15 protein-coding genes are annotated in these 13,215 nt (G+C 69.7%); 2 read left to right on the top strand and 13 right to left on the bottom strand.

The features are described 5' to 3' along the window. The 4 genes from ACLQ7T_RS15300 to ACLQ7T_RS15285 all read right to left on the bottom strand — a co-directional run. On the bottom strand, positions 1-1,317 hold a 1,317-nt coding region (locus ACLQ7T_RS15300), incomplete at its 3' end, for a hypothetical protein (protein ID WP_420480174.1). An 84-nt stretch (positions 1,318-1,401) separates the two neighbouring features. Beyond that, entirely contained in the window at positions 1,402-2,838 is a 1,437-nt protein-coding gene (locus tag ACLQ7T_RS15295; RefSeq protein WP_420480173.1) for an ATP-binding protein, read from the bottom strand. Then, positions 2,835-3,515 carry a response regulator transcription factor gene (locus ACLQ7T_RS15290; RefSeq protein WP_420471839.1) on the bottom strand — a complete coding sequence of 227 codons (681 nt, stop codon included), beginning with the start codon at positions 3,513-3,515 and terminating at the stop codon, positions 2,835-2,837. Before ACLQ7T_RS15290 ends, ACLQ7T_RS15295 begins: the two co-directional genes overlap by 4 nt. Positions 3,516-3,524: 9 nt before the next feature. Next, complete coding sequence (locus tag ACLQ7T_RS15285; RefSeq protein WP_420480172.1) at positions 3,525-3,827, bottom strand: hypothetical protein; 303 nt, start codon at positions 3,825-3,827, stop codon at positions 3,525-3,527. 322 nt (positions 3,828-4,149) lie between these two features. Between ACLQ7T_RS15285 and ACLQ7T_RS15280 the strand changes: the two genes are divergently transcribed. Then, positions 4,150-4,521: a hypothetical protein gene (locus ACLQ7T_RS15280; protein ID WP_420480171.1), complete on the top strand. Its 372-nt coding sequence runs from the start codon at positions 4,150-4,152 to the stop codon at positions 4,519-4,521. 68 nt (positions 4,522-4,589) lie between these two features. Here ACLQ7T_RS15280 and ACLQ7T_RS15275 read toward each other — a convergent pair whose 3' ends face one another. From ACLQ7T_RS15275 to ftsH, 9 genes are all read right to left on the bottom strand, one after another. Next, complete coding sequence (locus ACLQ7T_RS15275) at positions 4,590-5,399, bottom strand: PhzF family phenazine biosynthesis protein (protein WP_420480170.1); 810 nt, start codon at positions 5,397-5,399, stop codon at positions 4,590-4,592. After that, on the bottom strand, positions 5,396-5,854 hold the full coding sequence (locus ACLQ7T_RS15270; RefSeq protein WP_420480169.1) for a hypothetical protein: 459 nt from the start codon (positions 5,852-5,854) through the stop codon (positions 5,396-5,398). Before ACLQ7T_RS15270 ends, ACLQ7T_RS15275 begins: the two co-directional genes overlap by 4 nt. A gap of 90 nt (positions 5,855-5,944) precedes the next feature. Continuing rightward, a complete protein-coding gene (locus tag ACLQ7T_RS15265) occupies positions 5,945-6,514 on the bottom strand; it encodes a nucleotidyltransferase family protein (RefSeq protein WP_420480168.1) in 570 nt (189 codons plus the stop codon). After that, positions 6,511-7,308, bottom strand: a complete 798-nt coding sequence (gene thiD, locus ACLQ7T_RS15260; protein ID WP_420480167.1) for a bifunctional hydroxymethylpyrimidine kinase/phosphomethylpyrimidine kinase — start codon at positions 7,306-7,308, stop codon at positions 6,511-6,513. Before thiD ends, ACLQ7T_RS15265 begins: the two co-directional genes overlap by 4 nt. 38 nt (positions 7,309-7,346) lie before the next feature. After that, positions 7,347-8,165, bottom strand: a complete 819-nt coding sequence (folP, locus tag ACLQ7T_RS15255) for a dihydropteroate synthase (protein WP_420480166.1) — start codon at positions 8,163-8,165, stop codon at positions 7,347-7,349. Beyond that, positions 8,165-8,467, bottom strand: a complete 303-nt coding sequence (locus ACLQ7T_RS15250) for a winged helix-turn-helix domain-containing protein (RefSeq protein WP_420480165.1) — start codon at positions 8,465-8,467, stop codon at positions 8,165-8,167. The genes folP and ACLQ7T_RS15250 overlap by 1 nt, the downstream gene beginning before the upstream one ends. 3 nt (positions 8,468-8,470) lie before the next feature. Beyond that, positions 8,471-9,112: a hypothetical protein gene (locus ACLQ7T_RS15245; protein ID WP_420471848.1), complete on the bottom strand. Its 642-nt coding sequence runs from the start codon at positions 9,110-9,112 to the stop codon at positions 8,471-8,473. A 56-nt stretch (positions 9,113-9,168) separates the two neighbouring features. Continuing rightward, a complete protein-coding gene (locus ACLQ7T_RS15240; protein WP_420480164.1) occupies positions 9,169-10,380 on the bottom strand; it encodes an acyltransferase family protein in 1,212 nt (403 codons plus the stop codon). 386 nt (positions 10,381-10,766) lie between these two features. Continuing rightward, entirely contained in the window at positions 10,767-12,704 is a 1,938-nt protein-coding gene (gene ftsH, locus ACLQ7T_RS15235; protein ID WP_420480163.1) for an ATP-dependent zinc metalloprotease FtsH, read from the bottom strand. A gap of 310 nt (positions 12,705-13,014) precedes the next feature. On the opposite strand from ftsH, the gene ACLQ7T_RS15230 reads away from it, so the two are divergent. Next, a partial coding sequence (locus ACLQ7T_RS15230; RefSeq protein ID WP_420480162.1) for a hypothetical protein occupies positions 13,015-13,215 on the top strand: 201 nt, incomplete at its 3' end.

Raw genomic sequence — 13,215 nt, 5'->3', positions numbered from 1 at the left:
CACCGCGGCCCGGCGGCGCACCGTCCGCGCCGCCTCCTTCGCCTCGATCAGTTCGAGGTAGCGCGCCGCGATCGACACCAGCCGCAGGGCGTGGGCCTCGTCCGGCGCGTCGCCGTCATTGACCATGGTCAGAATCTCGTCGGCATAGCCGGACAGCCGTTCGGTCAGGGCGTCGACCAGGGTCTTGCGCGCGGCCTCGCTGCCGAAGGTGGCGGCGGCGCCGCGGGTCGCCCCGACCAGCCGCAGCAGGGCCAGGGCGGCGTCGGCGGCCTCGCCCCGCGACGGGGCGTCCAGGCGCGGCGCCATCCGGCTCATGCGTCCGCCCATCTGCACCCGTGCCAGCGGCAGGGCCTTGTCGACCGCCTTGTCCGCGGTGCGCAGCAGGCCCGAGAGCCAGGCGGACACCTTGACCCGGCTGTCGCGAACCCGGCGCCCCCATTCGGAGTCCGGATCGAGCGTCAGGGTCACGTCCAGCTCGGCCAGCACCCCGGCGCACCAGTCGAGGTCGGCGATGGCGTCATTGACCCCTTCAGCGGTCTGTCCCGGTTGATAGGCGGCCAGCCGGGCGACGCGGGCGTCCGCGCCGTCCAGCAGACGGTCCACGAACCCGGCCAGTTCGGAGGCGCTCAGGAAGCCCCGCCGTCCCGCCGCCCCGGAGGTCCGGGTGATGATCCGCAGCACCAGCACCGCATCGTCCAGCTGCGAGAAGAGCATCTCCAGCAGGCGGCTGGCGCCGTCGGCGTGAATGTCGGAACAGTCCTTCACCAGCAGGCGCAGCTCGGCCAGCTGGTCGTCGTCGGGCCGCTTCAGCCAGACCTCGATCGACGGCATGCCCCGACGGGCCAGATGGGCCAGATCGAGACAGGCGGCGAGATCCTGCAGGCCCTGGGCGCGACGGGCCGGCTCGAGGTCCTCGGGCCAGATCAGGGCCGGGCGGTCGCGCACGGCCGAGGCGGCCGACAGGCAGTAGCGGTTGGCCACCGGCACGGCGTCCGGCTCGTCGAGGTCATCCAGCCGGGGCAGGAGATGGGGCTCGCCCTCGATCGCCGCGCGCCACAGACGGGGCAGGACAGAGGGCGGGAAGGTCATGGAGGCGATGCCGTCCGGCCGCGTCCGGAACATCCGCGCCACGGGGGCGAGGACGAAGGCGCGGCGCACCCGGTCCCGCATCTCCTCGGCCAGCATCAGCCGCAACTCGGCGGCCCGCCCGCCCGGCAAGGCCGCGACAGCCGCCGAGACGGCCTTCAGGACGGTCTCGGGGCAGCGCCCGATCAGGGCGGCCAGCGCAAGGCGGTGGGCGGCGGTCAGCCCGGACATGGAACACCTTCGAAGCCGGGCTTGTCCGGCAGACGCCAATCCTGCCATCGCCAGGGTTAACGCCGCCTAACCGACTGTCCGTGTTCAGATTTCAGCCGTGGGTAGTTCGAGCAAAACCTTCAACCCGCCCATCTCGCTGTCGCCCAGGGTGATCTTGCCGCCGTAGGCGCGGGTCAGCTCGACCACGATGGACAGGCCGAGGCCCGAGCCGGGGGTGGTCTCGTCCATCCGCATGCCCCGCTGCAGGGCCGCCTCGCGCTGATCCTCGGGCAGACCGGGGCCGTCGTCCTCGACCACCACCACCATCTGCCCCAGCCCGGTCGCTCCGGCCGAGATGCGCACCCGACGCTTCGCCCATTTGCAGGCGTTCTCCATCAGGTTCCCGAGGATTTCCTGCAGGTCCTGCCGCTCGCCGCGGAAGCCGAGCTCGTCGGGGGCGCGCCAGTCGATCTCGACCGGTTTCCATTCGAAGACCCGCTCCAGCATGACCGCCATCTCGTCCAGCACCTCGGCGATGGGGGTGCGTTCGCCCAGCAGCTGGGCGCGGGCGGCGGCGCGGGCGCGGCGCAGGTGGTGATCGACCTGGGCCTTCATGACCTCGGTCTGCTTGCGGACGATGTCCGGCAGGGCGCCCTGCTGCGTCCCGGCCTCGGCCAGCATCACCGACAGCGGCGTCTTCAGCGCATGGGCCAGGTTGCCGACATGTGTGCGCTGGCGCTCCACCGTTTCCTGATTGTGGTCCAGCAGGCGGTTCACCTGCTCGGCCAGGGGCTGGATCTCGACCGGATAGCTGTGAACGATCCGCGCCGCCTTGCCCTTGCGGACGTCCGAGATCTCGTTGCGGAGTCCGAACAGGGGGCGCAGACCGATCTGCACCTGCAGGAAGACGGCGATCACCAGACCCAGGCCAAGGATCAGCAGGGCGATCCAGGTGAAGGTGGCGAACTGGCGGGCGTCGGCGTCGATCGTCGACCGGTCGATACCGGACATCAGCACCAGCGGCGCCTCGCGCCCCGGCAGGGTCTTCAGGCTGGCGGCCACCCGCAGCGGGCTGTCGATGGGTCCGGTGGCGTTGTAGCTGATGGTCTGGCCGAAGGCGTCGGTCAGGCGCGCCGCCAGCCCCGCCGGCACGACCAGATCCTCTCCGGCCAGCGACGGCGAGCGCGCGAGGATGCGCACCCCGCCCCCCGCATCCAGCTCGCCGACCGCCCAGTATTTGCCGGACAAGGGGCGAAGAGTCCGGGAATCCTTGATCTCCGCAACGCTGACGCCGTCGGGGGTGACCGTGGTCGCCAGCACGACATCGTCGATGGTCTCGTTCAGCACGAAGCCGAGCCGGCGCAGGGTGCTTTCCTCGTACTGCCGGGTCAGGGCGAAGCCGGTCGCCAGCAGGGCCACAACGATCCACGCCGCCGCCAGCCAGATCAGGCGACGGGTGAGGCTGCGGCCCGGGCGGCCGAACCAGCGGCCCCAGGTCTTCGGCTCGACCGCGGCCGGTTCGCCCCCCGACGCCTCGGTCACGCCGCTTCGGACTCGCCCGCCAGCGGCGTCAGGCGGTAGCCGAGACCACGGACGGTCTCGATCCGGTCAGAGCCGATCTTCTTGCGCAGGCGGCCGACGAAGACCTCGATGGTGTTGGAGTCGCGGTCGAAGTCCTGGTCGTACAGATGCTCGACCAGTTCGGTGCGGCTGATGACCCGGCCCTGATGCATCATCATGTAGTGCAGCAGACGATATTCCAGCGAGGTCAGGCGCAGGGGCTCGCCGTTGACGCTGGCGCGGGCCGCGCGCGGGTCGAGGCGCAGGCCGCCGCACGACAGGGTCGCCGAGGCGATGCCCGCCGAGCGGCGCAGCAGGGCGCGCAGGCGGGCCAGCAACTCCTCGGTGTGGAAGGGCTTGGTCAGATAGTCGTCGGCCCCGGCGTCGAAGCCCGACACCTTGTCCGACCAGGCGCCGCGCGCGGTCAGGATCAGGACCGGCGTGGTCTTGCCGTCCCGGCGCCATCGCTCCAGCACCGACACGCCGTCGATCTTGGGCAGGCCCAGATCGAGGACGATGACGTCATAGGGCTCGGTGTCGCCGAGGAAATGGGCCTCCTCGCCGTCGGCGGCGTGGTCGACGGCGTAGCCGGCGTCGCCCAGGGCCAATTTCAGCTGACGGGACAGGTCGGCGTCGTCCTCGACCAGAAGCACTCGCATGGGGGGATCCTACCGGCTGGCGTCGACGGCGACGTTGAAGATGCGGCCGTCGCGCTCGAAGGCGAAGACGTAGCTGTTGCCCGACATGCCGCGATAGCCGACGAAGCGGGCGTCGCCCGCCCGGGACTGGGCGATGCGCTGGGCTTCGGCCGAGCTCATCTGCGGACGCTCGGACCGTTCCGGGCGTTGCGATTGCTCGCGGCCGGGCGGGCGGCGGTCACGGTCTCCCCGCGACCCATCCTGGGCGGCGGCGGCCGAGAGCGGCGCGAGAGCCAGCAAGGCGGCGGTGAGAATGACGGGCATCCGGTTCATGGTGACGGGTTTAGGCTCGCGGCTCTGAACGACGGCTGAACGAACAGTCTAGACATATTTCAGTTCGTCCGTGCGGACGAACCATACTTTTTTCGGCCGCGGACCGTCGCCCCCCCGGGACCTCCCGACCCGACACGGCCGGAGCGCCCTTACGCGCGTGCGCGGATCATTTCTCCCTCACGGAAGCCGCGGACCGGAGCGTGACGACGATTTCATGCAGATGAACGCCAACTGACTTTCGCTGTTCAGATCGGGCTCAGGCCGGGGCTGCTTTTATCCACGTCAACGCAGCCACACCGGTTGCGCGAACAGGAGAGACCCGATGTTCAAGAAAGCCATCATCCCCGCCCTCGTCCTGGCCGCCGCTTCCGTCGCGGTCCCGGCCGCCGCCTCGGCTCAGTCGTATCGCCACGACGGCCCGCGCTACGAGCAGAACCACCGCGGCTGGCAGCCGATCGCCCAGCGCAAATACCAGCTGGACCAGCGCATCGACGTCGGCCTGCGCAACGGCCAGCTGAGCCGCCGCGAGGCGACCCGCCTGCGCAGCGATCTGAATGCGCTGGTGCGCCTGGAGTACAGCTACCAGCGGGGCGGCCTGAGCCTGCGCGAGCGTCAGGACCTCGACCGTCGCTACGACCGTCTGGCCAGCCAGATCCGCTACGAGCGCCGCGACCGCGATAACCGTCGCTGGTAAGGTCTGACCTTCCCTCCCCGAGAGGTCAGCCGGGGCGCGATCCGAAAGGGTCGCGCCCCTTTCGCGTGTCAGAGCCGCAGTCGGCTCTCGATCACCGTCACCGCCTGGCCGCGCAGCAGGACGCGGTCGCCGTTCAGCACCGTGGCGATGTCGCCGCCGCGGCCGGGGAAGACCTGCCGGAAGCGCACGTCGGCGCGCCCCAGCCTGTCAGCGTACAGCGGCGCCAGGATGCAGTGGGCCGAGCCGGTGGCCGGATCCTCGTCCACCCCGCAGCCCGGTGCGAAAAAGCGGTCGACCACATCGACGTCGTCGGACGGATCGGCGGGGGCGCAAACGATGACCTGACCGATCTCGCCCGCCTCGCCCTGCAGCGTCGCGATGGCGCGAATGTCCGGGGCGCAGGCGCGGACGGCGGCGGCGTCCGCCAGAACGGCGACCAGATAACGGCCGGCCCAGACCTCCAGCGGCTCGACGCCCAGCGCCTCGGCCAGCCCCGCGAGCGGCCCGGTGCGGCGCGGCGGATCGGCGGGGAAGTCCATCTCGTAGCCGCCGTCGGTCGCCCGGACGATCAGCGGGCCGGAGCGGGTGTCGAAGGTGACGGCGGGGACGTCCAGCCCGACCTCGCCGAGCAACACATGGGCCGAGGCCAGGGTGGCGTGGCCGCACAGATCGACCTCCATCCCCGGCGTGAACCAGCGCAGGCCGAACCGCGCGGGGTCAGCGGTGCGCAGCAGGAAGGCGGTCTCGGCCTGATTGTTCTCCTTCGCCAGCGCCTGCATCCACGCGGCGTCGGGCCAATAGTCGAAGGGTTCCACGACGCAGGCGGGGTTGCCCTTGAAGGGGGCGGCGGCGAAGGCGTCGACTGTCCACTGTTTCATCGCGGCGAAAGCCCCTCGCGTTGACGTCGCAACATGTCGGCCCACGCGGTGCGGACCACAGGAGTGCTGACGAAATCGGGCGAACAGAGCGCAGCGATCGCCACATGGATCGGATTCCGACCATTGTGCGCCTGCCCCATGTACGGCGGATACTCATCCGTCATGGTGACGTTCAGGGGCGCCGATGGATTCGCCGCGACCTCCCTCCGCATCTGGACAAAGGTCGCCGTTGCGGGTTGCCCGGAGCAACTCATTGCGACCTCGCGCCAAGTCTGGACCGGCCCATCCGCACCGGTCTGCACGGTTAAGAGAATCGCCACCATGCCCCGACGATGGGCTTCCCATTCCGGTCCGACCTGCACCGCGATGGCGGCGTCTCGCCCCTCGTGGACAACGCGCCATTCCTGCACGGGAGCGGCCTGTGTCAGCCATGCTGCGATTGCGAGCGAGATCATTGAATAGCCCTGAAACTGCGAGGAGTACGTTGTCCTCTCGCATTGCTCCGGGATTGTCGACCCATGCGACACGCGCCCCCGGGCGTGAGTTCAGGGAACCACCTTCAGCTCCGGCCACCGCGCCTGTGCGCTGGCGACCACCTTGTCCCAGCCCTTCGCCAGGGGGCGGTTGGGGTTGGGGCGCAGGACCATGTCGAACATGTCTTCAAGGCCGAAGGGCGCCGCGACGCTGATCGTGTCATCGGCCTCAAGCCGGACGCCGACCGAGAAGGCCGGGGCGACGAAGCGGCTGAGGGCCGTGTCGGTGTCCGGCAGGGCGTCATAGGGCTCACCGAAGCGGTCGGGGAACCAGATGTGGACGCGGGCCTGATTGCGGACCTCGACGATGTCGCGGAAGGGCGGTTCGAAGGCGGCGGCGACCTGTTTGATCACCACGTCCTCGGCGTCCCAGCTGGTGTCCGGGTCGAAATAGCCGAGGTCGTAGTCCTTGATGCCGTAGCCCGCCGGGCGGCCGGTCACGTCGTTCCAGACCGCCTGATAGACGGCGCCGGAAAAGACCCGCCAGTCGTTCAGGCCGAGGCCCCGGACCGTGGTCATCACATGCATCAGGTCGGGGTTGGCGCGGACAATCCGGCCGAGCCGGACTTCGAGATCGTTCATCGGCGCAGCGTCCAGCCGTGGTCGAGCGGGCCATGACCGCTGCCGAGGCCGGGGGCGCGGCGGATGGCTTCAGCGACATAGGCCCAGGCTTCGGTGACGGCGAGATCGAGGGGCAGGCCCTTGGCCAGACCGGCGGCGCAGGCGCTGGCCAGGGTGCAGCCGGTGCCGTGGGTGTGGCGGGTGTCGACCCGCTCCCCCTCCAGCAGGGTCTCGCCGTCGGGCGTGACGAGCACATCGATGACCCGGTCGCCGGTGGCGACGTGGCCGCCCTTCATCAGCACCGCCTTGGCGCCCATGCCGAGAAGGAAGGCGCCCGCCCGGCGCTGGCCGTCGAGGTCGGCGACGGTGAGGCCGGTCAGGGCTTCGGCCTCGGGCGCGTTGGGGGTCAGCAGGGCCGCGCGCGGGATCATCAGCGATCGCACCGCCTGCACCGCCTCATCGGGCAACAGGGGGTGGCCGCCCTTGGCGATCATGACCGGGTCGATGACGGCGGGAGCAGTCGAACTGTCGAGGATGGCGGCGACGCGCTCGACCACGTCGGTCGAGCCCAGCATGCCGGTCTTGATGGCGTCGGCGCCGATGTCGTCCAGCACCGCCCGCGCCTGCGCCTCGATCAGGTCCAGCGGCAGGGGATGGACGCCGTGGACGCCCAGGGTGTTCTGAACCGTGATGGCGGTGATGGCGGTGGCCGCGAAACCGCCCAGGGCCGTCACGGCCTTGGTGTCCGCCTGTATGCCCGCGCCGCCGCCCGAGTCGGAGCCGGCGATGATCAGGACGCGTCCGGGAGAGGTCATTCCCTGCGAATGGCCGAGTCCCGGCCGGGGGGCAAGCCTCAGGGCGTGACGGCCGCGGTCACCGCCGCCTGCACCGCCAGCGCCTGGACGGTCTCGCGGACGTCGTGGACCCGGATGATGGCCGCGCCGCGCCGGGCGGCCTCGAGCGCGAGGGCCAGCGATCCGCCCAGACGATCCGTGGCCTCAACGGCCGTAGGGTCGATGGCGGCGATGGTGCGCTTGCGGCTGGCGGCGTAGAGGACCGGCAGGCCGGTCGCGCCCAGCCGCTCCAGATTGGCGGTCAGGGCCAGGTTGTGGGCCAGGGTCTTGCCGAAGCCGATGCCTGGATCGAGCCAGAGACGGTCCGGCGCGACGCCCGCGGCCATCACCTCCCCGGCCCGGATCGCCAGCCAGTCGACGACCTCGGAGACGACGTCGTCATAACGCGGGGCGTCCTGCATGGTGCGGGGCTCGCCCTTCATGTGCATCAGGACCACGTCGCAACCGAGGTCCACGGCGGTCGGCAGGCTGGCGGGCGAGAAGCCCAGGGCGGTCACGTCGTTCCAGATGTTCGCCCCCGCCCCGACGGCGGCGGCGGCGACCTCGGGTTTCATGGTGTCGATGCTGAGGGGGCCGTCCCATCGGGCGCGCAGCCCCGCGATGACGGGGGCGGTGCGCATCACCTCGTCCTCGACGCTGACCGGTTCGGCGCCGGGACGGGTGCTCTCTCCGCCGATGTCGAGGATGTCGGCGCCCTGCCGGACCAGTTCCAGCCCGTGGGCGATCGCGGCCTCGACCGTGTCGTGCCGCCCGCCGTCCGAGAAGCTGTCGGGGGTGACGTTGACGATGCCCATCACCCGGGGACGCAGAACAGCCATCAGTCCCTGCCCCCGATCAGGTTGCCGAGGGCCAACAGATAGGCCTTGAAGGCGTCGCGGCCGGGCCCGGTGATGGAGACGCGGGTCAGGGGCTTGTTGTTCACGAAGCTCTTGGCGATGGCGACATAGCCCGCCTCCTCCAGCTTCTTCAGATGAACAGACAGGTTGCCCTGGGTCGCCTCCAGAACGGTCTTCAGCTCGGTGAAGTCGGCGGTCTCGACGTCGGCCAGATAGACCATGATCCCCAGCCGCATGCGGCCGTGGATGACCTCGTCGATCCGTCCGAGATCGGCCAGCCCCATGGATCAGGCCGCGGCCCGGACCTGGAGGGCGCCGCGGATCATGATCCAGCCCGGGAGGGCGAAGAGCAGGAACAGGGCGGCGGTGCAGATGTACATGTAGATTTCGGGGCTCCGGACCAGCAGGCCCAGCGCCACCGCCGTCAGCCAGCCGCCCGCCGCCGTGGCCAGCATCCAGGCCCGCTTCTTCAGGCTCCAGGCGACGAACCAGGCGGCCGCCTGGGCGGCGAAGACGATGGCGGGGTAGTAGAGCCAGACGGCGAAGTCATGGTCCCGCGCCGAGCCGACGCCGAAGATGATGATGACGGCCAGGTTGACCATGCCGGTGGCGGTGAAGGCGGCGTTCATGGTACGGGTCGCCAGCGGCCCCTTGGACACCTTGAGCTTGCGGTCCTCACGGACGCTCCAGACCATGACGAGGCAGAAGGCCACGGTGACGCCCGCGATGAACAGCAGGCTGGGGCCGGCCGGCCAGAGGATCCAGCCCTTCATCTGGGCGATGTGGAACAGGCACTGGATCCCGTACAGCAGGCCGCCGGCCATATAGGCGACGCCCATGGTCAGCATCCCGCGTCCGCTGGCTCCGCCCTCCACGATGGCGCGCAGGAAGGCCAGATCGGCTTCGGGGGTGGTGGTTCTGTCGGTCATGTCTCTCTCCGGCCCGGCTCGTCCATGGGGTGGACGAGCCGGGGGGCGTTGGCAAGCTATTCGGCGGGAACGGCGGCGGTTTCAGCGGGGCGGCGGCGCCACGGGATGCGGCGACCGTTCAGCCAGCGTCCCATGAAGCCGTGGCGGACCGTCAGCTCATAGGACAGCAGGCAGACGGCGAAGACACCGACCGACACGCCGGCCAACTTGGCCCACCAGGGGGCGGCCCAGTCCTGCACCCAGACCTGGGCCAGCATGACCAGCGGCAGGTGCAGGATGTAGACCCAGTAGGAGGCGTCGGCGAGGTAGCGGCGCACGGGGCTGTGGCCCGACAGGAAGCGCAGGCACAGGGCGACGGCGGCCAGCGCCGAGCTGAACACGGCCAGGGCGACGACGGCGGCGGCAAGCGCCTTGGCCCGGGTGGGCTCGGCCATGGGGGCGAGGCTGGGTCCGTCGGCCAGGATGTAGCTCCACACGCCCGAGACGAGGGCAAGGACCAGGTAGACCGGCCACCCGCCTGAGAGCCGGTCCAGCAGGTCGCGGCGGCGGTCCAGCAGGAAGCCGAGACCGAAGGCCGAGCCGAAGCCGACGATGGCGGCGGCGTGCGGGACCAGCCCGGCGTCGGGCGTGGGGACGCCGAAGAAGGCGATCCACTTCGGGTCCAGCCAGAAGGCGAGAGCAAGAGGCGCGGCGAGGACGACGGGCGTCCACCAGCCGATCAGGGCGCCGGTCAGGCGATCCACCGTCCGGCCCCAGCCGCCGTTGCGGTCCAGCGCCGCGAACGGCGCGCGCAGGATCAGGGTCGCCAGACAGAACAGGGTCAGGACGTAAAGGAACCACAGGTGGGTCAGCGGGACGTTGGTCCAGTCATAGGTCGGCGGCGGAGGCGGCGGGGCGCCGGGGACGACGAGGCCCTGCACATGGGCGTTCCAGACCAGGGCCGTGACGATGCCCGCCATGACCGGGAACCAGAAGGCCAGCAGCGGGCCGGTGATGCGGATCGCCCGGTCCTTCGCGAAGCCGAGCCCCCCCTTGCGGGCGATCATCATGTGGGCGAACAGGCCCGCGATCAGGAAGAAGGCGGTCATCCGGAACAGGTGGATGCCGAAGAACAGCCAGGCCGCGCCGATCGAGGTCTGCGAGTCTCCGGCGATCCAGATCTGCTGCGGAAAGAAGGACAGGCTGGCGTGCAGGACGACGCCCAGCAGCAGGGCGCCGCCCCTCAGGGCGTCGAGGCCGTGCAGGCGCTCGGGCGAATGGGTGGTCATCGGCTGGGCTCCCCTCATGAATAGCGCCGATCTACGATAGACTTGTTTGAATTGCAAACTTGTTGGCGAGAGCGATTTCTATTCCGATGAGCCGGCGGGGCGGAGTTTTTAGGAATTCTTATCGAAAACAGAGCCCTGAGCCGTCAGCGCTCCACCCTTCGGGCGGGACGGGACCGTCGGGACGGGGGCGAAAACACCGTCCAGACCGTCCAGACCGTCCAGATCGTCTATCGCCCGAAGGCGGCGACGGACGGACTGTAGCAGACGCATGCGTCAGGATTGGACGCGTCTCATACGCCCCGCCTCCGTCGGGAGCGCCCGCAGGAGTGAAAAAGGGCGGCTCCGTCGCCGGAGCCGCCCTCATTCCGTTCAGCCGCGCACGGCGGTCAGTGGACCGTCGGCTGCTCGACTTCGGTCCCGTCCGACACCGGGGTGATCGGCACGGACACCGAGGGGCCCGAGTTGGGGAAGTTGTTCTCGTCGCGATTCGGCGCGAGGCCCTTCTCCAGCAGGTCGCGGATTTCGTCACCCGACAGGGTTTCGTACTCCAGCAGGGCCTGGGACAGCTTTTCGTGATCCTCGGCCTTGGTGGTCAGGATCTTGCGCGCCTCATCCCAGCCCTGGGTGACCAGACGCTTGACCTCCTCGTCGATGATCCGGGCGGTCTCTTCCGAGATGTTCTGGGTGCGCGACACCGAGTGACCGAGGAAGACCTCTTCCTGGTTCTCGCCATAGGCGACGGTGCCCAGCTTCTCGGAGAAGCCCCAGCGGGTGACCATGGCGCGGGCCAGCTTGGTGGCCTGCTGGATGTCGGAGCTGGCGCCCGAGGTGATGTGGTCCTTGCCGAAGATCAGCTCCTCGGCGACCCGACCGCCGGCCATGATGGCGATGCGGTCGACCATCTGCTGGTAGTTCATGGAGTAGCGGTCGCCTTCCGGCAGCTGCATCACCATGCCGAGGGCGCGGCCGCGCGGGACGATGGTCGCCTTGTGCACCGGGTCGGCCATCTTGACGTTCATGGCGACCAGGGCGTGACCGGCCTCGTGATAGGCGGTCAGCTTCTTCTCTTCCTCGCTCATGGCCATGGATTTGCGCTCGGCGCCCATCATGACCTTGTCCTTGGCGTCCTCGAAGTCGCGGTGGGTGACCATGCGGCGGTCCTTGCGCGCCGCCATCAGGGCCGCCTCGTTGACGAGGTTGGCCAGGTCGGCGCCCGAGAAGCCCGGGGTGCCGCGCGCGATGGTCTTCACATTCACATCGGCGGCCAGAGGCACGTCCTTCATGTGGACGCGAAGAATCTTCTCGCGGCCGGCGACATCCGGGTTGGGCACCACGACCTGACGGTCGAAGCGGCCCGGACGCAGCAGGGCCGGGTCCAGCACGTCGGGACGGTTGGTGGCGGCGATCAGGATGATGTTCTCGGACGCCTCGAAGCCGTCCATCTCGACCAGCAGCTGGTTGAGGGTCTGCTCCCGTTCGTCATTGCCGCCGCCCAGACCGGCGCCGCGGTGACGGCCGACGGCGTCGATTTCATCGATGAAGATGATGCAGGGAGCGTTCTTCTTGGCCTGTTCGAACATGTCGCGGACGCGCGAGGCGCCGACGCCGACGAACATTTCCACGAAGTCCGAGCCGGAGATGGAGAAGAAGGGCACGCCCGCCTCGCCCGCGACGGCGCGGGCCAGCAGGGTCTTGCCGGTGCCGGGAGGGCCGACCAGCAGGGCGCCCTTGGGGATCTTGCCGCCGAGACGCTGGAACTTGCCCGGATCCTTGAGGAAGTCGACGACCTCCTGCAGTTCCTCCTTGGCCTCGTCCACGCCTGCGACGTCCTCGAAGGTCTTGCGACCCTTGTGCTCGGTCAGCAGCTTGGCCTTGGATTTGCCGAAGCCCATGGCCCCGCGCGCGCCGCCCTGCATCTGGCGCATGATCAGGATCCACAGGCCGATGATCAGCAGGAAGGGCAGCAGGCCGATCAGGGCGCCGACCCACAGGGGCTGGCGGGTGTTCTTGACCTCGACCGTGGCGCCGCGCTCGGCGATGCTGTCGATCAGCGCGCCGTTGGGCAGGTTGGTGGTCACGGTGACGACCTTGTCGTTCTTCAGCGTGGCCTTCACGGTCTCGCCGGCGACCTCGATGCTGGCGATCTGGTTGGCGTCGCGGACGCGCAGCAGGTCCGAATAGCTCATCTGCTCGGGCCGCTGGGCCGAACCGGCGGCTGCGGAGCCGCCCGCCGACGGCAGGGCGCCGGTCCGGGTCAGCGCCATATAGCCCGCCGAAACCAGCAGGACGATGACGCCGAAAATGGCCAGTGTGCGGAGATTCATTCTCGTCTCGTTTCCCTGAAACGCGGGTGCGTTCCGTTACCCAGTAAGATGTCCCGCAGAAAATAGGTGCTTCCGGGGCGGCGCGCCATGCGCGTTCGCATCCAGATCCCGTTCATGCGTCATTCCGTCCAGCGCCCGCTCCAGTCTCGCTTCGACCAGGGCGCGCGCCTTGAAGGCTTCTCCTGCAAGAAGCGGGGCGGCCGGATCGTTCCGGATCAGCACAGGCCGTCCGGCCCGGACCGACGCCGGAAGCGCGCGCAGGTGGTCGCGATCCCCGGCGGACAGGCCCGCCCTGTGGCCGGCGGCGGCGGTGACCGACCAGCCCCCTTCAGGGGCGGTCAGGCTCCAGCGGCCGTCCCAGACCACCTCCACCCCCGGCGGCAGGGGCACGGGCGCGCCGCCGGTCCGCCGCCACTCTCCGACCTCGCGCGCCACCACGACCGACGGACCGGCCGCCGCGATCTACAAGCTGCAGCAGACCATCTACAAATTCGCCTTCCTGCTGGTGCCG

Source organism: Brevundimonas sediminis, assembly GCF_048799765.1.
Lineage (GTDB): Bacteria > Pseudomonadota > Alphaproteobacteria > Caulobacterales > Caulobacteraceae > Brevundimonas.
This window is presented reverse-complemented; position numbering and strand designations above follow the sequence as displayed.

Coding starts and splice junctions, on each gene's coding strand:
- ACLQ7T_RS15290 (WP_420471839.1), bottom strand. CDS start 3,515: ATGCGAGTGCTTCTGGTCGAGGACGACGCCGACCTGTCCCGTCAGCTG.
- ACLQ7T_RS15285 (WP_420480172.1), bottom strand. CDS start 3,827: ATGAACCGGATGCCCGTCATTCTCACCGCCGCCTTGCTGGCTCTCGCG.
- ACLQ7T_RS15280 (WP_420480171.1), top strand. CDS start 4,150: ATGTTCAAGAAAGCCATCATCCCCGCCCTCGTCCTGGCCGCCGCTTCC.
- ACLQ7T_RS15275 (WP_420480170.1), bottom strand. CDS start 5,399: ATGAAACAGTGGACAGTCGACGCCTTCGCCGCCGCCCCCTTCAAGGGC.
- ACLQ7T_RS15270 (WP_420480169.1), bottom strand. CDS start 5,854: ATGATCTCGCTCGCAATCGCAGCATGGCTGACACAGGCCGCTCCCGTG.
- ACLQ7T_RS15265 (WP_420480168.1), bottom strand. CDS start 6,514: ATGAACGATCTCGAAGTCCGGCTCGGCCGGATTGTCCGCGCCAACCCC.
- thiD (WP_420480167.1), bottom strand. CDS start 7,308: ATGACCTCTCCCGGACGCGTCCTGATCATCGCCGGCTCCGACTCGGGC.
- folP (WP_420480166.1), bottom strand. CDS start 8,165: ATGGCTGTTCTGCGTCCCCGGGTGATGGGCATCGTCAACGTCACCCCC.
- ACLQ7T_RS15250 (WP_420480165.1), bottom strand. CDS start 8,467: ATGGGGCTGGCCGATCTCGGACGGATCGACGAGGTCATCCACGGCCGC.
- ACLQ7T_RS15245 (WP_420471848.1), bottom strand. CDS start 9,112: ATGACCGACAGAACCACCACCCCCGAAGCCGATCTGGCCTTCCTGCGC.
- ACLQ7T_RS15240 (WP_420480164.1), bottom strand. CDS start 10,380: ATGACCACCCATTCGCCCGAGCGCCTGCACGGCCTCGACGCCCTGAGG.
- ftsH (WP_420480163.1), bottom strand. CDS start 12,704: ATGAATCTCCGCACACTGGCCATTTTCGGCGTCATCGTCCTGCTGGTT.